This is a genomic window from Pseudomonas yamanorum (genome assembly GCF_900105735.1).
In the GTDB taxonomy this organism is placed as follows: domain Bacteria; phylum Pseudomonadota; class Gammaproteobacteria; order Pseudomonadales; family Pseudomonadaceae; genus Aquipseudomonas; species Aquipseudomonas yamanorum.
This window is the reverse complement of sequence record NZ_LT629793.1, coordinates 526,997-544,118: the sequence shown is the minus strand read 5'-3', so window position 1 is coordinate 544,118 and position 17,122 is coordinate 526,997. Positions and strand designations below refer to the sequence as shown.

Genomic DNA, 17,122 nt, shown 5'->3' with positions numbered 1-17,122 from the left:
TTAGCGCTGCTGAAGCGCTATTTTCAGCCCCAGCCCCAAAAACAGAGTACCGATGATCTTTCCCTCCCAGCGGCGCAGCCTTGAAAGGCCCACCATCCATTTGCTCAACGGACGAATAGAGACCGAGATGAGCGTGGTGTACACCGCACTGAGCCCCGAAAAGATCAACCCCAGCACCGCGAACTGCGCCAGGGAAGAACCGGATTCCGGGTGGATGAATTGCGGCAGGAAGGCCAGGAAGAAAATCGCGGTTTTCGGGTTCAGCACTTCGGCAACCACCGCCTGGAAATACGCCTGGGTCGAAGTCACCGTGGGCAGGTCTTTGCGCGTGGTTGCGCCAGGCTTGGCCATAAACGCGCGTATGCCCAGGTAGATCAGGTAACAGGCGCCGACGATTTTGACCACGTTGAACGCCACGGCCGAGGTCATCAGGATGGCAGACAGGCCCAACGCCGCACACAGCGTATGGATAAGGTCGCCCGAGGCCACCCCCAGTCCGGTGGCAATGCCGACCTTGCGGCCACCCTGGAGGGTGCGGGTGATCACCAATAGCACGGCTGGGCCTGGGATCAGGAAAAGGCCGATGACCACGGCGACATACGTCAGGATGGGGGCGAGTTCGAACATGCTGTGTTATCTCAAAGCCGGATGCGTCCTACAGTAATCCTTATCCCGGGGATTAACGCAATACAGATGGGCACCCGCCGGAACCGCCTGGCCTTTTACTTCGCGAACGCGTATTCGCCACCCTGTTCCAGGGCCTTTTGATACGCGGGTCTTGCCTGAAAGCGTTGCACCCACGCCGCCACATTCGGGTACGCCTGCAACTTACCCTGGGCCCTGGCGATTTCGCCGATGAAGCTCATCTGTATATCCGCGCCAGTCAATTCGTCACCCACCAGGTACGGCGTCAGCCCCAATGCGTTGTCCAGATAACCCAGGTAGTTCGCGACCTCGGATTCGATACGTGGATGCAAGGGCGCACCCGCATCACCCAAGCGGCCAACGTAGAGGTTGAGCATCAGCGGCAGCATGGCCGACCCTTCGGCGAAGTGCAGCCACTGCACGTATTCGTCATAGGTGGCCGTGGCGGGATCGGGTTGCAGGCGGCCGTGGCCGTGGCGGCGAATCAGGTAGTCGATGATCGCGCCGGACTCGATCACTACGTGGGGGCCGTCTTGAATCACCGGTGATTTGCCCAGGGCATTGATGGCCTTGAGTTCCGGTGGCGCGAGGTTGGTTTTCGGGTCGCGCTGGTAGCGCTTGAGCTCGTAAGGCAGGCCGAGTTCTTCGAGCAGCCACAGGATGCGTTGCGAACGGGAGTTGTTGAGGTGGTGGACAATGATCATGGTGGCTCCGCTGGGCGAGAATAGGGGCGTATAGGGACAGACCGCTGTGGCGCTGTGGAGTGCCGTGAATTAAATGTGCTTCGATAAAGGCATGAAAGATGGATAATCACCGCGGCAAGCACTGATTACAAACCGGATAAACCACATGAATCGTCAAAAGAAACTACAGCAGCTGTTCAAGGCCAAGGCCAAAAAGGCCAGCGCCAAATTGGCACCCGCCCGCAAGGACAAGTACATCAGTAAAGCAGACCGATTGAAACTGGCTGCTGAATCCGCTGATGAGCCAGCTGTTTCTTCTGAGAGTTGATCCAGAAGGCCTAAGCATCATCCGATAGGGAATCGACGGAAAAACCATGAACACTGCTCAACTTGCGATTCAGCACTACATACTCGCCAAGGACGGCAACCGTCCGCATTTGCTCAGCCGGGCGTTTGTTCCGGAGGCGACCCTGGACATGGTAGTGCGCACCGGTTCCATCTCGTTCCCGCCCCACGTTGAAGGGGTTGCCGGCATCGGCGACGTGCTGGTACGGCGATTCGGGCAGACCTTTGAAAACGTCTATACGTTTTGCCTGGGGCAGCCGCCTGAAGAGGGGGCCGACACCTATCTGTGCAAATGGCTGGTGGGGATGTCCGATAAGAACTCCGGCGAAGTCCGTGTTGGGTGTGGGGTGTATGAATGGCAGTTCAATGCCGAAGCGGGGCTGGTCGAAAGGCTGACGATTACCATAGAGCATATGAAGACGCTGCCGGCGTCAGACCTGGGGAGCGTGATGAGCTGGGTGTCCCGCCTGAGTTACCCATGGTGCAGCCCGCAAGCCGCCGTGAGCGAGGCTCCTGATATTGACGGGATTGGAGAGGTGCTCCAGTACTTTGCGGCCTTATGACTCGGTGTTGCACCGTAGATCGAAATCCGCCCGTGCCTGTTCAATCTCCTCCAGATTGTTAGCCGCCCAGACCCACACGCCACAAAAGGCGGAACCCAGCGTAAAGCCGAGGGTTGTCAGGCTGTATTCGACCTTCGGCGGTACGACGGGGTAGACCTTGCGCACCACCAGGCCGTCCCTCTCCATTCCTCGCAAGGTCTGCGTCAGCATCTTCTGGCTGATGCCGCCGACTCGCTCACTCAAGCGCGTGAAGCGCAGAGGCGTCGTTTCGATCAAGGCTTCAAGAATCAGCATGGTCCATTTGTCCGCAACGCGACCTATCAGGTCGGTCACCAGGGGCGCGATCCGTGGGTCCAGGTCCTTCGGGGGCGTTTGCCGGGCATAAAACTGGGCGGCGGCAATCTGCTCGTCGGTAAAGCCAGGGTGTTTGTTCATTCGTTGGACACTCTCTTTCAGGTGCGTATAGATCTTTTGGGTGCCTACTTACTTAAGGCCAGTGTATCCCTCAAGCTTCTTGCGTGTGACCCACCAGTGGAGAGTTTCGATGAAGATGACCGGACGAACAGTGCTAGTGACGGGAGGTTCGAGTGGTATCGGGCTTGAGCTTGCCCGCCAGCTTGTGGCACGAGGCAATACCGTGATCGTGACGGGCCGCGATCAGCACAGGCTGGACGAGGCGCGGCAACTGCTGCCGAGTCTGCACACGTTTCAAAGCGACGTGCGCGACCCCGCCAGCATCCAAACGCTGTTTGCGGCAGTCACCGGTCAGTTCCCTGGGCTCGATACGCTGGTGAATAACGCGGGCGTGATGCGCAACATCAAGCTGGCCGGGGAGCGGGCGCTGGAGGACGTGACTGAAGAGATCGAGATCAACCTGAACGGGCCGGTCCGGATGATCCAGCAGTTTCTTCCCGCTCTACTCAAACAACCGCGCGGCTTGATTGTTAACGTCTCGTCCGGGCTGGCGTTTGTGCCGTTTCCGGCGGCGCCTGTCTACAGTGCGTCCAAGTCGGCATTGCACGCTTACACCCAATGCCTGCGGGCACAGCTTCAGCACAGCGCCGTCACCGTGGTGGAGCTTGCCCCACCCGGCACCGAAACACCGCTGCTCAGGGCCGAGTTCGCGGAAGAAATGAAGAATGAAAAAGGTATGGACCCAGTGCTGATGGTGCAGCAGTGCATTCGGCAAATTGAAGCCGGCCAACTGGAAATATGCCCGGGGCTGAGCAAGGTGCTGAAGGTGGCCAGCCGGGTTGCGCCTGGCCTGATATTCAAACAGATGACCAAGCTCAGCCGGTTGGCGCCGTTGCCGCCTTCAACATGATTGGACGATTCAATGCGCATCCGCAGACGGCTGCTTCGGCGGTTGCACCTTGCGCATCAACGGCACCAGCAACACCGCGACAACAAAGCACACCATGATCATCAGGAACGCATCCGCATAGGTCAGCGTCTGCGCCTCGCGCCAGGTCAGCGCCCACAGCTGATGCAGCGCAAACTGGCTCGCGTCCAGGCTGTTTTGCCCGAGCAACTGCGCATTTCCCGAAAGCTGGTCAAGCCACACATTCATCGACTCGTTCCGGATGTTCAGGTGCTCGGCCAGGCGCAGGAAGTGCAGGTTGGTACGGTCGTTGAGCACCGTGGCGCAGGCGGCGATGCCGATGGCGCCGCCGAGGTTGCGCATCAGGTTGAACAGCCCCGAGGCGAGTTTCAGTCGGTCGGGGGCCAGTGCGCCGAGGGTCAGGGTGACCACCGGCGGCACTGCCATTTGTTGGGCAAAACCCCGTATGGCCTGGGGCAGCAGCAGCTCCTTGGCGCCCCAGTCGTGGGTGATGGGGGAGAAGTCCCACATCGACAGGGCGAATAATGACAACCCGAACATCAAAATCCAGCGCAGGTCGAAGCGGTTGGCCAGCAACGCGTACACCGGGATCGCCAGCAGCTGGAACACCCCCGTGGAAAACACCGCCAGGCCGATATCCAGTGAGCCGTACCCGCGCACTCGCCCGAGAAACAGCGGCGTGAGGTAGATGGTGGCGAAAATGCCGATGCCAGTGATGAACGAAAACAGGCAGCCCAGGGCGAAGTTTCTATCCCGAAGCGCGCGCAGGTCGACGATCGGCTCCTTGATCTCCAGGCAGCGCCAGATAAACAGCCCGCCGCTGATGGCGGCGATCCAGGCGGTGGTGGAGATGGTGCTGTCGCTGAACCAGTTCCAGCGTGGGCCTTCTTCCAGGGTGTATTCCAGGCAGCCGAGAAACACCGCCATCAACGCCATGCCGGTATAGTCCGCGCCCTTGAGCAGCGACGGGTTGGGGCGGTCGACCTTGACCAGCATCGGCACCGCAAAGGTCACGAACAGGCCGGGCACCAGGTTGATGTAGAACAGCCAGTGCCAGGAAGAAATGTCGGTGATCCAGCCGCCCACTGCCGGGCCCAATGTGGGCGCAAGGGATGCAATGGCGCCGATGGTAGAGGCCGCGATCACCCGTTGCTTGCCGTTGAAGTACATGAACGCGGTGGTGAACACCAACGGGATCATCGAGCCCCCCAGGAACCCCTGCAAGGCGCGAAACGCGATCATGCTCTGGATGTTCCAGGCCATCGCGCACAACAGGCTGGTCAAGGTAAAACCGGCCGCTGAGGCCGCGAACAGCCAGCGTGTGCTCATCACCCGCGAGAGCCAGCCTGACATGGGGATCACGATGATTTCCGCGATCAGGTAGGCGGTCTGCACCCACGCCGTATCGTCCGCACCGGCAGATAGCCCGCCGCCGATGTCCTTGAGGGAGGCGGAGACGATCTGGATATCGATCAAGGCGATAAACATGCCCACGCACATGGTGGCGAAGGCCGCGACCTTTTGCGCGGTGCTGAGGGCGGGCAACGGGCTGTTCATAGCTGGGCCTTGAGGGCGCTGGCCTGGTCCTCGAACGCTTCATCGGTATTGACCTTCGCCATCACCGACAGGCCTGGGCGCAGGGCGCCGAAGTCGGCGTCGTTGCTGTCAAGCCGCACGCGCACCGGCACACGCTGCACGATCTTGGTGAAGTTGCCGGTGGCGTTTTCCGGCGGCAACACACTGAATTGCGCCCCGGTGGCGGGGGCCAGGCTCTCGATGTGGCCGTGGAATTCACGGCCCGGGAGGATGTCGGCGCGGATGCTCACGCTTTGCCCAATCTGCAGGCGGCCCAGTTGGTCTTCCTTGAAGTTGGCATCCACCCACAATCCCTTCGCCGGCACCACCGAGATCAGTTGGCTGCCCGCCGCGGCGTAGGCACCGACCCGGGCGCGGCGGTTGCCCACGTAGCCGTCCACCGGAGCCCGCAGTTCGGTATAGCTGATGTTCAACTGCGCCTGGTCGCGTTCGGCTTGGGCCTGTTGCAGCGCTGCGCGTGCCTGGCCGCGCTGGGTTTCAATCACGTCGATTTGCCGGTTGGCCGCCTGAAGCCCGGCCTGTGCCCGGGAATGATCGGCGCGAGCGGTTTTCCACACGGCGCTGACCCGTTGTGCGCTTTCCACCGACACGGCCTGGCTGCGCACCAGGTTCTGGTAACGGGTCTGATCGTCGCTGGCCCGTTGCGCTTCGGCATCGGTGGCGTCGATCTGCGCCTTGGCCTGGTTGATCACCGCCAGTTGCAGTTGTTCGGTGGCGTCCAGGTTGGCGAGCGTCGCCTGTTGCGCGGCCACGGCGCCGTCGGCTTTGGCCAGGGCGGTGCGGTAGTCGCGGACATCGATGCGGGCCAGTACGTCGCCGGCGCGTACGAACTGGTTGTCCTGCACGGCCACTTCGCTGATATAGCCCGGCACTTTAGCGCTGATTACCGTTACGTCTGCACCCACATAGGCGTCATCGGTGTCTTCGATAAACCGGCTGACCAGCCACCAGTGGTTGGCGTACCAGACGCCGCCCACCACGGCCAGGGTCAGCAGCCCAAGGCGCAGGGCCTGTTTGCGCCGGGAAGTTTTCGTGGGTTCGGGCACAGCGCTGACTTGAGCGTCCATGGCGAAATGACCTCGTTGAGTATTAGTGGGGGAAGGGGCTGACCAGTTGGTCTTTTTCCGCGTAGGCCCGGCCGGTTCGTGCGCGCCACAGGGTCAGCGGTTCGGCATCGGCGGTGACATGTACGCGGTGGCCCTCGCGGGTGATGGGTTTACCGGTGTTGGCGTCCATCAAGGCCAAGGTCACGGGCCGTCCGGTGGCTTCATCGGCGAGAAACACCTTGGTCGAGCCTTCCGCATGCCGCGCACCCCAGGCCATCAGGGTGAGGATGACCTGGCGTAAGTCCCGACCGGCTTCGGTAAGGTGGTACTCGTGGCGCGGCGGGTTGTCCTGATACGGTCGCCGTTCCAGCAAGCCACCGGCCACCAACGCGTTGAGGCGGCGGGTCAGGGTGTTCGAGGCAATCCCGAGGCTCTGGAGAAACTCGTCGAAACGGCGCAGCCCGTAGAACGCATCACGCAGGATCAACAGGCTCCAGCCATCGCCGATGTGCTCCAGGGCACGGGCGACCGGGCAGGGCATGGGCTGGAAGCTGGCTTTCTTCATGAGGGGCTCCGGGATCTGTTGCTAAATATTACGTTAGTAATATTGCACAGTGGATTTCATAATGAAAGTAACTCGGTGAAAAATTTTTACGCGCACAAAAAAGCCCTGACAGGCAGGGCTTTTTCAAAGGAGGCGTCAGCGGATTTTCAGTCTCAAAGCACCGTCAGTTCTTCCCCTACGCAGGCCTTCGTCCGTGTTGCCCGCAGCGCCATGACCAACGCCAACATCGGTGCCAGGGTAAACACGGCGAACAACCAGCGTGCCGCATTGGCGACGCCGGCATCACTCGCCACGTCATTGATGCCCGCCATGTTCGAGATCACCCCCGCCAATGCTGCGCCCATGGCCATGGCGAACAGTTGCAGGGTGGTGATCGACGATGCCGCCGTGTCCTTATCCTGCTCCGACGCCACTTGCAGAATGCGCGTCAGCAGATGCGGCCAGCCCAGGCCGATGCCGAAACCCACCAGGAACAGCCCGAGGCAAATAGGTGCCAACAGTGCCCAGTCCCCGTGACCGGCGATTGGTGTAGTGATTGCCAGCATCACCAGCCCGGCCACGATAAACAGCGGCCCCGCGATAATGGCGCGGTGTGGACCGCGGCCGGTCCAGCCAGAGCTGAGGATTTCCGAGACGGTCCAACCGGCCGCCATCAACGCCGCCATGTAACCGGCGACCAATGGTGACTGGCCATGCAGGTGCTGTAGAAAATACGGCATGAAAATCTCGCTGCTCATGCCGATCACCAACAAACACGTGGTCGCGTACAGCGCGCAGAGCGGGGTGCTGAATTTCAGCGCATCTCGGGGCAAAAGACGCACTGTGGCTTTGGATTCCTTGCGGATCAGCAGCCACACCAGCACCGCACAGGTCGCGATGCCCAGCAGGTTCCAACTTGGCAGCGACGAGACGCTGCCCGCACACACCGCCAACACCGCGCCGGCCAACAGCACCAACTGCGGCACCGGTAAACGAGCGGTGGCAGTCACGGTGGTGTCCCGTGGGGGCAGCGCACGGCTGGTGAGCACCATGTACGCCAGGCTCACCGGGACCATCGAGCCGAAGGCGAAACGCCAGGCGTCCATTTCCGCAAACACACCACCCACCGCTGGCCCGACGAGCGTCGCCACGCCCCACATGCCCGATACCAAGGCCATTGCCCGAGGCCACAGACGTTCTTCGAACACCAGCTGGATCATGGAGTAACACAGCGCCAACAGAACCCCGCCGCCCAAGCCCTGGATAAAGCGTCCCGCCAGCATCACCGGCATGCTCGGCGCCAATGCGCAGATCAGCACACCAGCCATGAACACCAGGGTGGCCACGGCATACGCCTGCCGTGGACCGGTACGCTGCAACAGCTTGGAGGTGAGGGCCGAACCCAGGATCGAGGCCACCACATACAAGGTGGTACTCCACGCATAGAGCTCCAGGCCACCGATTTCTGCGACCACCGACGGCAGGATGGTGGTGGCGATGTAGGTGTTGGTGGCATACAGCGCAATGCCGCCTGAAAGCGCGATGGAGCGGGTGGCGTTTTTGCCCCGGAGCAACTCGCCCCAACTGCTGTCTTGGGTTTGCATCAACGATTCCTTGAACTGCATTCGCGGTAGAGCCCGGCGGATGGCATGGGTGTCAGGCTTGGCGTTAATTAACCAAGTTTTAGCTTTGAATATTGAGGCGAGGCGAAATATTTTGCAAGAAGTGACGTGTCAGGCGTTGAAGCCGTTCGTGGAGACGAAGCGTTTCCCAAGGCTCACACCGTCAATTTCCGGCTGAACTTGGTTTCCATCACGATATGAGACGCGGTGTGCGCCACGCCTTTGATCATGTTGATCCGGGTGAGCTCGGCGTTGAGCTCGCTCAAGGTGGAGGTGGCGAGATGGATGATGAAGTCGGACTCGCCTGAGACCGCATACACGGCCTGCACGGCGTCCATCTTGCGCAGGGACGTCATGACATCGGTGTAACTCTTGTTGGTGCAGGAGGTCATGGTGAAGCAGGTAACCGTCTGCTGCAGCCGGTCCTGGTCGATGCGCACGCTGTACCCGGTGATGACACCCGCCTTTTCCAGGCGGGTAATCCGTTCCTGCACCGCAGAGCGCGAGACGCCGAGCTTGCGGGCCAATGACGCGGTGGGTTCGCGGGCGTTGGCTTGCAGGAGGCCCAGCAATTGCCGGTCCTTGTCGGTGAGGTTAAACAGTGGACCGGGATTGTGCGTATCCATGGACATGTCCTTGACCTCGCTGGGTTTTAGTTCTTATGAGTTGCCCTGTGTTGCGAACGCCTTTCCTGAAACATGTCCATCATCTTCAGGCCGGCGTAAACCGTTTGTGCGGCCGCCGGGCCCAGCGGGCCGCCGTTCCATTCCAGGCCATAAGCATCGAACAGGCGGTAGCGATCGGTTTCGCCGCAGATCGCTTCAGCGATGACGCGTCCACCAATCGGCGCGGTGTTCATACCATGGCCACCAAATGATGTACATGTCCACAATCCCTGCCCGAGCGGGCCAATGTGCGGCATTTTGTGCCGCGCATAGCCCATCAGCCCGGACCAGGCTTTGTCGATCTTGATGCCGCGCAATTGCGGATAAACGTCGAGGATGTCTTGGGTCAGCAACTGCCCCAGGCGTTTTTCATCCTGCAGGTTCCGGGTGGTGATACGCCCGCCCCAGAGCAGGCGGTCGCCCTCGACGACGCGGTAATAATCCGAGGCCCGGCGGTTATCACCCACGGCATCGGTGGTACGCACCGCCTCTACCAGGCGATCACCCAGATGCTCGGTCAGCACCGCATAGGTCGCGATCGGCAGGAAGGCGCGGCGTAACTTGCCGAACTCCGGCCCGCCATAGCCGCCGCAGCAGTACACCACATGGGCACAATCGACAGTGCCCTGGTCAGTGATGACCCGGTGTCGCCCGTTGCGGCTCTCCACGCTGATCATGGGCGACCGTTCATGAATTTTACCGCCGCTGCCTTCGATCAGCAGGGCCAGGCCAAGGCAATAGTTCAACGGGTGGAAGTGAAAGCCATGGCTGTCGCGCAGGGCCTGGAAATACCGCTCGGTCTTGAGCTTTTCACGCACCGCCTGGCGATCCAGGTACTCGAGGTGAAAGTCGAAATCCGCCGCCATTTTGTCGCGCATGCGCTGGAGGTTATCGCCGTCTTCGTAGCGAACCACGCTCAGTTTTCCAGGGGTTGGCGTACAGCCTGGGAATTGATGATGGGTGATCATGTCTCGAACAATATCGACACCTTCAAGCGACAGTTTGAACAGCGCGGCAGCGGTGGGTTTACCGCAGCGCCGCTCGATGGAGGACAACCCTTCCGACCAGCCCTGAAGCACAAAGCCCCCGTTACGTCCCGAGGCGCCCCAGGCCACACGCCCGGCATCCAGCAGCACCACGGACTGCCCGCGTGAGACCAGCTCCCACGCGGTGCTCAACCCCGCCAGCCCCGCGCCGATGATGCAGACATCGGCCTGGGCATTGCCACACAGCGCCCCACGTTCAGTCGTCTCGCGCATCGTGGCGGTGTAGTAATTGTTGTTATAGGTGTACATGAAGTCCGTCGTCCTTTTTTCGCGGCGCAGGCGTACAGCGCGCCACGTCGAGGACGGGCGCCTGGTAGGCCAATGCTTGTTTTATTGCACTTGGGTGAGGTCGGCGCCGTACCACTTTTCAGACAGCTGCTTCAGCGTGCCGTCGGCTTTCATGTCGGTGACGATCTTGGTCAGCGCACTGTTGAACGCCTCATCACCCTTGTCCACGGCGATGGCCAGGGGTTCGTAGTAGGCAGGCTTGCCTTCCACTTTGACGACGGGATAGCCATTCTTGATGGCCGCGACGATGGTGGGAAGCGCAGACAAGGTAGCGTCCAGGCGAACCCCGTTACCCATGCGCAGATCATCCAGCGGGCCCATGCTGTCGCCGTAGGTGCGAACCTCACCGGGTGTTACGTCATAGGTAAATGGCGGCACGTCGGCGGCGTCGATCTTGAGGCGACGATTGATATAGTCCTCCGACGTTGTACCGGCTTCGACGCCAATAATCTTGCCGTTCAGGTCGGCCAACTTCGTCCCCGCAGCGTCCTTGTGCACGGCGAATACATACGGCGTGTAGTAGTAGATCGCGGGAAAGTCGAGCACTCGGGTGCGCTCGGTGGTCGGCGTCATGGAGCCCACCGACAAGTCCCAGCGATTCGACCAGCGCCCGGCAGTGATGATCCCGTACTCGGGCGTCACGAAGTCGACTTTGCTGCCCAGGCGCTTGCCGATTTCGCTGGCGACATCGATATCAAAGCCTTGCAGCTGATTGTCCGGGCCCAGGAACGATTGCGGTGGCCAGTTGGCCGAGGTGGCTACCTTGAGCACCTTGGTTTCATGGATACGGTCGAGGGTTGAACCCGCCCAGGCGGTGCTTGTGAGAGCGGTGGCGACAGCGGCTGCTGCGACGAAGCGAGTGAGCGAGATCATGGGTAAGCCTCCAGATATCGTGAATGCGGATTTTTGTTGTTTTGGTCGATGTCCGACGATGCTTCTCAGTGGCTGAGAATCTGCGACAGAAACTTCCGGGCACGCTCGTGCTGCGGGTTGTCAAAAAACTCGGTGGGTTTGGCTTGCTCGATGATGCAACCCTGGTCCATGAAGATGATCCGGTCGGCAACTCGCCGGGCAAACCCCATCTCGTGGGTGACGCAGACCATGGTGATGCCGTCCTGGGCCAGTTCGCCCATCACGTCCAGCACCTCCTTGACCATCTCCGGGTCAAGGGCGGACGTGGGCTCGTCGAACAGCATGATGCGCGGGCGCATGCACAGGGCGCGGGCGATGGCGACGCGCTGCTGCTGGCCGCCCGAGAGTTGGCTGGGGTATTTGTCGGCCAGGTCCCCGATGCGCACCCGGTGCAGGTATTCATGGGCCAGTTCGCGCGCCTGGGGCTCGCTGAGCTTGCTCACCAGGCGCGGCCCCACCATCAGGTTTTCCAGCACCGTCATGTGCGGGAACAGGTTGAACTGTTGAAACACCATGCCGACCTGGCGGCGTATGCCAGCCACACAGGCGGCATCACGGGTCAGCTCGGTACCCTCAATGAACACGTGGCCTTTCTGAAAGTCTTCCAGCAGATTCAGGCAGCGAATCAACGTGGATTTGCCGGAACCCGACGGCCCGCACACCACCACGATTTCACCGCTGGCAATGTGCAGGTCGATGCCCTTTAGCACATAAAAATCGCCATACCATTTGTGCATGTCCTGGATCGATATCGCAGGGTATGGAGCAGGGACTACGGAGGGCTGATTCATCGTCATGCTCCTGATTCAGCGATGGGCGCGGTTGAAGTGCTTTTCCAGGCGGGCCTGAACGGTTTCCAGCACGATCGACAGCAGCCAATACAGCACGGCGGCGGTGATCAGCATTTCCAGGTGACGGAACTCGGCGCGTCCCTGGGTTCGCGCCAGGAACATCAGCTCCCAGACCCCGATCACCGACACCAGCGAACTGTCCTTGAGCATCGAGATGAACTGATTGCCCGTCGGCGGAATGATCAGGCGCATGGACTGCGGCAGAATCACCCGAGTCATGGTCTGGAACGGATTCAGGCCAATCGCCCGCGAAGCTTCCCACTGACCCCGCGAGATACTGCTGATCCCTGCACGGAAGATCTCCGTCATGTAGGCGCCATAACACAGCGAAAGCGCCAGGATCCCTGCCGGAACAGCCCCGACGACATAACCGAGTTGAGGGATGCCGAGGTAAATCAGGTAGATCTGGATCAGCAGCGGGACACCGCGAAAAAACGAGGTGTAGAAGCTGGCAATCGCAATCGCGAAGCCGTTGGAAGACAAGCGCGCGGTGGCGCCCAGCAAGGCCAGCACGAACGCAATCGCAATGGAAATTGCCGACACGTAGACGGTGGTGAACACCCCCTGGGTAATCATGAAGCCGATTTTGGTCGCGATGAAACTGTAGGAAAGGTTGAAGGTGTCGAAGAACAACAGGAACAGCACCAGCAACTCGCACCACACCGTAATGATCTGTGCGCGCAAGGGAAACCGGCCAAGGATGAACAGGTTGAGCACCACCGTGAGGGTAAACGTGCCGCCCACCGCAATGTCACGCGCCAGCGGGGCCGACAGGTCGAGAACGATGGGGCCCATCAAGTGGGCAAGGCGGCCTTCGCCCACGCCGCACGCCAGCGTGATGACGAAAATCACCACGGCGACCACGCCCATGAATACGGCGCTGTCCGTCATGCGGGTCTTGACGATATGGTCTTTGTACATGGCTTACGCGCCCCGGGGTGAGCCCCTTTATTGTTGTGGGTTCATTATGGGTTGGCGAAATGCCGGGCGGCACCCTGCGGATTGTTGGGATTTGCGGTTTTTATGGGCGTATGAGGGGAGGAGAGCCGTACATCTGCGAGAGTCTTCCTGCAGTTGTCGCTTGGAGGAGTTTTCACTACGAGCGCGCCATCAACCCGCAAAGCGCGCCGGGCTACGCGGTGCCGTTAGATGATCGATGAGCCGCAGTCGTGACCTGCTGGCGCAACTGGTCAGCATCGACACCACCAGCCGCGAATCGAACCTGGCGCCGGACCAAGGGCACAAGCCTGACGAGTTCATCAGCGTTGCGCAGCCTGAGCCCTGTGACCGGATGCTGGAGAGGGTGTTGGTGATTGCCAGTCGGCAATCCTGATTCAGCAAGCTCCCTCGCCACAGGTTGTCGTCTGCCCTCACGTCAGACGGTTACCGTTCTGCCACCGGCGCTGAGTGCTTTCGCCCCATTTTCGCGCACGGCACCGCGTTTTTTGAACGACGGCCCGCGTATCTGCGGGCTTACCACCAGCGGTCCGTTTCTTGCTTGAGCCAGCTTAATCAATGACATGGCATTTTGCCGTCAGTCATTTCAAAGCTTGATTCGCCGCACAGGCGAGTGGTTCTAGGAGTCGTCGGACATGCAAAGCCTTTTGTCGCCAGGAATCCGCCTGCTCGGACGTTTTGGATTCGCGCGCAAGTTCCAGATCCTGTTTTTTCTGTTCATGCTGCCCCTGGCGGGCAGCTTGTGGATGATCGCGCAGGAGTACCGCACCAAGCAGACGGTGATTTCCAATGAGCAATCCGGCGTGCGCGAACTGTTGGCCCTGGATGCCCTGGACGCCCAGCTGACCGCCCAGCGCAACCTGGCCGCACGCTGGAAAGCCGCCGACATCCTCCACGACCAGACACCCGCCGCCAAAGCCGCAATGACGGCCGTGGACACCAATTTTCCGCTGATCCTGCAAAGCGTGCAGGCCCTGGGCGAGGCCCTGAAAGCCCAGAACGCCAGCGCTGATACCCTCGCTCGCTTCGAAGCCCTAAAGGCTTCGGTCACCGGCATGGACTCCCAATCCCTGCGCACCGTGGGTTGGTGGCCGGACGGCTACGACCGCTTCACTTCCGCATTGAGCGCGATGCAAACCCTGCGCGAGCAGATCACCATGGACACCGGTTTGATCCTCGACCCGTGGCTTGAAACCTATTTGCTGATGCAGATTTCCACCCAGCAAACACCTGACCTGATCGAGCGTATCGGGCGCATGGCGAGCGTCGGGCAGTCGTCCATCGCATCGGGGCAGTTCACCCTGCAAAGCCGTTTGCAGATGCGTGACTTGCGCGGCCGCATCGGCGATGCAAGGGACCAGTTGGTCAAGGCCGCCGCATCTCTCAAGGCCAAGCAATACCCGGGGCTGCAAACCTGGATCGCGCAATACGACGACAGCTTGCAACTGCTGGACAACGAACTGAAGACCCTGGACGAAGGCGTGTTCGGCGGCACCATTAAGCTCGATACCACCGGCTTCGAACGCAGTGTGGATGGCATGCTCGGCACCCTCGGCGCGTTGCGTAAACAGTCGCTGACCTCGCTGGACGCGCGGCTGGGTTACTACCGCGACAGCTCGCTCAAGCAATTCATCCCAGTGGCGGTGACATTCAGCGTGCTGGCGCTGGCAGCGCTGTACCTGTTCGTGTGCTTGCAGGCATCGATCCGCCGCAGCGCCAGCGGCATCACCACCCTGGCCGAATCCCTGCGTGACGGCAATCTGTGCGTGGAAGTGGCGGTGGAAGGGCGTGATGAACTGGCGGCCATCAGCACCGCGCTCAACGTCGCCGTGGTGCAGTTGCGCACCAGCTTGCTGGGGGTCAATCACGAGACGCAGCAGTTGGGCTCTGCGGTGCTGACCCTCAATTCACAATCAGGCAGCACGCTGACCGAAGTGGAAGACCAGCAACAGCAGATCAGCCAGATTGCAGCGGCCGCCACACAGTTGGCCGCGACCTCCATGGGGGTCGCCAAGAGCTGCGAGCAGGCCTCCGGCAGTGCGCAGAAAACCCGGCAGATTGCCGAAGACAGCAGCCGCGACAGCCAACGCACCACCGCCAGTATCCAGCAACTCAACCAGCGCCTGACCGACACCTCCGATGCATTGGAACGCGTCAGCCAGCAGGGCCAGCAGATCCAGTCGGTGGTCGACACCATTCGCGGTATCGCCGAGCAGACCAACCTGCTGGCGCTGAACGCCGCCATCGAGGCGGCGCGGGCCGGTGAGCAGGGGCGGGGTTTTGCGGTGGTGGCCGATGAGGTGCGCAGCCTGTCCCAACGCACCCAGGCCTCCACGGCGCAGATCGCCGGGACGGTCGACAGCTTGCGCGCGACGGTGAGCCAGGCGGTCACCCTGATGGGCGCGGCCTGTGAGCAGGCGGTGACCGATGCCGAGTCCGTCACGGGCTTGGGCCATCGGTTGGGCGAGATCGCTAGCGCGGTGCAGAGCGTCACTGACACCCTGGCGCAGATCGCCACGGCGGTTGAAGAGCAGGCGGCGACGGCGGATGAAGTGAGCGGCAATATCCAGCAGGTTGACCAGGCCGCCGGGCGCTTGCTCGATGGCGCGCGGGCGGTGAATCAGGCGGCGGATATGTTGAGCAAGGGCAGTCGGGCATTGAGCGATAACACGGCGCGGTTCCAGCTGGGTTGAGGGTGTGTTGGCGGGGCAAACTGTGGTATTCAGCTCCCTACAGCCCAGCAAGGAACGCAGATGAATTTCTTCAAGAAGCTCTTCGGGGCACGGAACACGCCTGAGCCCCAGTCGCCCGAGCCCGTGGCATCACCCGAAACCGCCGCGCAAAAGCTCAATTACGACGACCTGACCGAAGCAGAGGCGGCGAACCACGCCGCTTGCATGGCCAGCGCGCAATGCCTGGATCGCCATTGGCAAACGGTAGGTACTGTTGAGCGGGACGTGCTCTCGTACATCATCAGCCCGAGTTTCAGCGGTGGGCCTGATTGGCCGTCGACCCGCCAGGCGTACCGGGTGGTTCGCCGGGACCATGCCATCGTGCTCGCCACGGACGGCCTGTCAGACCCTTTCGATGACGCCGAGGGGTTGGGCAATGGCTTCGAAATGGAGCTGTTCCTGGAGACGTCCGATATCCCCGAACATGCCCGGGGTGTGTTAGGGGAGATTGATCCTTTAAAGCAGAGCTGGGCGTTTGAGCTGATCGAGCACGTCGCAAAAACCGTGGCGAACGCCGGCGGCATTACCCATCAACTGGACCGCCACGGTGTGTTGTCCCTGGAGCTGCCCGGGTTCAGCCAGTCGCACCACATGAGCGATCAGCTGCCGCCTCTGTTCGTCACCGAGGACGATGCCACGGGCGTGCTGTTGGGCGGCCCTGATCCGGACTTCCCGACCCGCCTGGACGACATGCCGCTGTCCCCGGTCAGGCTGGTTCCCGTGGTATTGATCACCGCGTCCGAGCTGGAATACGTGCGCACCGGCGGGCGCGAAGCACGGGAAGATCTGGTCAGCCGCCTGAAGGCTGCTGGCATCGGGCACACCAGCAGCCTTCGTCGGGCCAGCGTGGTATGAGGCCGGTAGAAGCGCTCTCCCGTTCGACGAGCCAGAGACCTTTTCAATGACCTCCGATCCGTTCCGTATTCCAACCGATGCTGAAATCGAGAAGGCCGCGAGCAACCTGAACTTCCCGTTCCCTGCGGCGTATATCGAGTTCCTCAAGGGCGGCAGCGATGTGGCCAATGCGACGTTCGAGCCGGCCGTGATCCTGCCGGGCACGAGCCATCTGGACTTGTTCGAAATCGCTCAGGTTGCCTGGAACCAAATGGGGGTGCCAAAGGAGTGGCTGCCGTTCATTGAAGAAAACGGCGACTACTTCTGCGTGTCGCAGACAGGGCAGGTTCGGTATTGGTCGCACAATGGCCCGACGAATGAGCGCTGGCCGAATTTTTCGGCGTGGTTCCAGCAGGTGTGTGTGGCATGTGAATAAGCGGGCAGCTTTCGA

General features: G+C 61.1%; 19 protein-coding genes. 7 read left to right on the top strand and 12 right to left on the bottom strand.

Going from position 1 to position 17,122, the window contains the following annotated elements; genetic code table 11:
- Together BLU46_RS02615 and BLU46_RS02610 are read right to left on the bottom strand one after the other, a co-directional pair.
- Complete coding sequence (locus BLU46_RS02615; protein WP_093198167.1) at positions 1-627, bottom strand: LysE family translocator; 627 nt, start codon at positions 625-627, stop codon at positions 1-3.
- Positions 628-722: 95 nt separating this feature from the next.
- Positions 723-1,349 carry a glutathione S-transferase family protein gene (locus BLU46_RS02610; RefSeq protein WP_063031125.1) on the bottom strand — a complete coding sequence of 209 codons (627 nt, stop codon included), beginning with the start codon at positions 1,347-1,349 and terminating at the stop codon, positions 723-725.
- A 145-nt stretch (positions 1,350-1,494) separates the two neighbouring features.
- Between BLU46_RS02610 and BLU46_RS02605 the strand changes: the two genes are divergently transcribed.
- The gene (locus tag BLU46_RS02605; protein ID WP_081253170.1) at positions 1,495-1,656 is read left to right on the top strand and encodes a DUF2986 domain-containing protein; all 162 of its coding nucleotides are present in this window, start codon (positions 1,495-1,497) and stop codon (positions 1,654-1,656) included.
- Between the two features lie 46 nt (positions 1,657-1,702).
- Entirely contained in the window at positions 1,703-2,236 is a 534-nt protein-coding gene (locus BLU46_RS02600; protein ID WP_063031123.1) for a hypothetical protein, read from the top strand.
- Here the strand turns inward: BLU46_RS02600 and BLU46_RS02595 are convergent.
- Complete coding sequence (locus BLU46_RS02595) at positions 2,231-2,671, bottom strand: winged helix-turn-helix transcriptional regulator (RefSeq protein WP_093198162.1); 441 nt, start codon at positions 2,669-2,671, stop codon at positions 2,231-2,233. The two genes, BLU46_RS02600 and BLU46_RS02595, sit on opposite strands and share 6 nt — an antisense overlap.
- A gap of 109 nt (positions 2,672-2,780) precedes the next feature.
- Here BLU46_RS02595 and BLU46_RS02590 point away from each other — a divergent pair, with 109 nt between their 5' ends.
- Entirely contained in the window at positions 2,781-3,560 is a 780-nt protein-coding gene (locus BLU46_RS02590) for an SDR family oxidoreductase (protein WP_093198157.1), read from the top strand.
- A gap of 9 nt (positions 3,561-3,569) precedes the next feature.
- Here the strand turns inward: BLU46_RS02590 and BLU46_RS02585 are convergent, their stop codons facing one another.
- From BLU46_RS02585 to BLU46_RS02545, 9 genes are all read right to left on the bottom strand, one after another.
- Entirely contained in the window at positions 3,570-5,135 is a 1,566-nt protein-coding gene (locus tag BLU46_RS02585; RefSeq protein WP_093198152.1) for a DHA2 family efflux MFS transporter permease subunit, read from the bottom strand.
- A complete protein-coding gene (locus tag BLU46_RS02580) occupies positions 5,132-6,241 on the bottom strand; it encodes an HlyD family secretion protein (protein WP_093198147.1) in 1,110 nt (369 codons plus the stop codon). The genes BLU46_RS02585 and BLU46_RS02580 overlap by 4 nt, the downstream gene beginning before the upstream one ends.
- 22 nt (positions 6,242-6,263) lie before the next feature.
- Positions 6,264-6,785 carry a winged helix-turn-helix transcriptional regulator gene (locus tag BLU46_RS02575; protein ID WP_063031114.1) on the bottom strand — a complete coding sequence of 174 codons (522 nt, stop codon included), beginning with the start codon at positions 6,783-6,785 and terminating at the stop codon, positions 6,264-6,266.
- 152 nt (positions 6,786-6,937) lie between these two features.
- Entirely contained in the window at positions 6,938-8,368 is a 1,431-nt protein-coding gene (locus BLU46_RS02570; protein ID WP_093198143.1) for an MFS transporter, read from the bottom strand.
- Positions 8,369-8,541: 173 nt separating this feature from the next.
- A complete protein-coding gene (locus BLU46_RS02565) occupies positions 8,542-9,012 on the bottom strand; it encodes an Lrp/AsnC family transcriptional regulator (RefSeq protein WP_063031110.1) in 471 nt (156 codons plus the stop codon).
- A gap of 26 nt (positions 9,013-9,038) precedes the next feature.
- A complete protein-coding gene (locus BLU46_RS02560; protein WP_063031108.1) occupies positions 9,039-10,346 on the bottom strand; it encodes an NAD(P)/FAD-dependent oxidoreductase in 1,308 nt (435 codons plus the stop codon).
- A gap of 81 nt (positions 10,347-10,427) precedes the next feature.
- Positions 10,428-11,258: a transporter substrate-binding domain-containing protein gene (locus BLU46_RS02555; RefSeq protein WP_093198139.1), complete on the bottom strand. Its 831-nt coding sequence runs from the start codon at positions 11,256-11,258 to the stop codon at positions 10,428-10,430.
- Between the two features lie 65 nt (positions 11,259-11,323).
- Positions 11,324-12,088: an amino acid ABC transporter ATP-binding protein gene (locus tag BLU46_RS02550; protein WP_093198136.1), complete on the bottom strand. Its 765-nt coding sequence runs from the start codon at positions 12,086-12,088 to the stop codon at positions 11,324-11,326.
- A gap of 15 nt (positions 12,089-12,103) precedes the next feature.
- Positions 12,104-13,069: an amino acid ABC transporter permease gene (locus BLU46_RS02545; RefSeq protein ID WP_093198133.1), complete on the bottom strand. Its 966-nt coding sequence runs from the start codon at positions 13,067-13,069 to the stop codon at positions 12,104-12,106.
- 235 nt (positions 13,070-13,304) lie between these two features.
- Between BLU46_RS02545 and BLU46_RS32745 the strand changes: the two genes are divergently transcribed.
- The 4 genes from BLU46_RS32745 to BLU46_RS02530 all read left to right on the top strand — a co-directional run bounded on the left by BLU46_RS32745 (position 13,305) and on the right by BLU46_RS02530 (position 17,107).
- Complete coding sequence (locus BLU46_RS32745) at positions 13,305-13,481, top strand: hypothetical protein (RefSeq protein ID WP_157721258.1); 177 nt, start codon at positions 13,305-13,307, stop codon at positions 13,479-13,481.
- A gap of 259 nt (positions 13,482-13,740) precedes the next feature.
- Entirely contained in the window at positions 13,741-15,798 is a 2,058-nt protein-coding gene (locus tag BLU46_RS02540) for a methyl-accepting chemotaxis protein (protein WP_093198130.1), read from the top strand.
- 60 nt (positions 15,799-15,858) lie between these two features.
- Positions 15,859-16,692, top strand: a complete 834-nt coding sequence (locus tag BLU46_RS02535) for a suppressor of fused domain protein (RefSeq protein WP_093198126.1) — start codon at positions 15,859-15,861, stop codon at positions 16,690-16,692.
- Between the two features lie 46 nt (positions 16,693-16,738).
- On the top strand, positions 16,739-17,107 hold the full coding sequence (locus BLU46_RS02530; RefSeq protein WP_093198122.1) for an SMI1/KNR4 family protein: 369 nt from the start codon (positions 16,739-16,741) through the stop codon (positions 17,105-17,107).
- The last annotated feature ends 15 nt before the right edge of the window (positions 17,108-17,122 follow it).

Excerpts from the sequence above, each read along its gene's own strand:
- BLU46_RS02600 (WP_063031123.1), top strand. The coding sequence starts at position 1,703 with ATGAACACTGCTCAACTTGCGATTCAGCACTACATACTCGCCAAGGAC.
- BLU46_RS02560 (WP_063031108.1), bottom strand. The coding sequence starts at position 10,346 with ATGTACACCTATAACAACAATTACTACACCGCCACGATGCGCGAGACG.
- BLU46_RS02585 (WP_093198152.1), bottom strand. The coding sequence starts at position 5,135 with ATGAACAGCCCGTTGCCCGCCCTCAGCACCGCGCAAAAGGTCGCGGCC.
- BLU46_RS02610 (WP_063031125.1), bottom strand. The coding sequence starts at position 1,349 with ATGATCATTGTCCACCACCTCAACAACTCCCGTTCGCAACGCATCCTG.
- BLU46_RS02535 (WP_093198126.1), top strand. The coding sequence starts at position 15,859 with ATGAATTTCTTCAAGAAGCTCTTCGGGGCACGGAACACGCCTGAGCCC.
- BLU46_RS02590 (WP_093198157.1), top strand. The coding sequence starts at position 2,781 with ATGAAGATGACCGGACGAACAGTGCTAGTGACGGGAGGTTCGAGTGGT.
- BLU46_RS02530 (WP_093198122.1), top strand. The coding sequence starts at position 16,739 with ATGACCTCCGATCCGTTCCGTATTCCAACCGATGCTGAAATCGAGAAG.
- BLU46_RS32745 (WP_157721258.1), top strand. The coding sequence starts at position 13,305 with ATGAGCCGCAGTCGTGACCTGCTGGCGCAACTGGTCAGCATCGACACC.
- BLU46_RS02555 (WP_093198139.1), bottom strand. The coding sequence starts at position 11,258 with ATGATCTCGCTCACTCGCTTCGTCGCAGCAGCCGCTGTCGCCACCGCT.
- BLU46_RS02550 (WP_093198136.1), bottom strand. The coding sequence starts at position 12,088 with ATGAATCAGCCCTCCGTAGTCCCTGCTCCATACCCTGCGATATCGATC.
- BLU46_RS02540 (WP_093198130.1), top strand. The coding sequence starts at position 13,741 with ATGCAAAGCCTTTTGTCGCCAGGAATCCGCCTGCTCGGACGTTTTGGA.
- BLU46_RS02605 (WP_081253170.1), top strand. The coding sequence starts at position 1,495 with ATGAATCGTCAAAAGAAACTACAGCAGCTGTTCAAGGCCAAGGCCAAA.
- BLU46_RS02570 (WP_093198143.1), bottom strand. The coding sequence starts at position 8,368 with ATGCAAACCCAAGACAGCAGTTGGGGCGAGTTGCTCCGGGGCAAAAAC.
- BLU46_RS02565 (WP_063031110.1), bottom strand. The coding sequence starts at position 9,012 with ATGGATACGCACAATCCCGGTCCACTGTTTAACCTCACCGACAAGGAC.
- BLU46_RS02615 (WP_093198167.1), bottom strand. The coding sequence starts at position 627 with ATGTTCGAACTCGCCCCCATCCTGACGTATGTCGCCGTGGTCATCGGC.
- BLU46_RS02545 (WP_093198133.1), bottom strand. The coding sequence starts at position 13,069 with ATGTACAAAGACCATATCGTCAAGACCCGCATGACGGACAGCGCCGTA.
- BLU46_RS02575 (WP_063031114.1), bottom strand. The coding sequence starts at position 6,785 with ATGAAGAAAGCCAGCTTCCAGCCCATGCCCTGCCCGGTCGCCCGTGCC.
- BLU46_RS02595 (WP_093198162.1), bottom strand. The coding sequence starts at position 2,671 with ATGAACAAACACCCTGGCTTTACCGACGAGCAGATTGCCGCCGCCCAG.
- BLU46_RS02580 (WP_093198147.1), bottom strand. The coding sequence starts at position 6,241 with ATGGACGCTCAAGTCAGCGCTGTGCCCGAACCCACGAAAACTTCCCGG.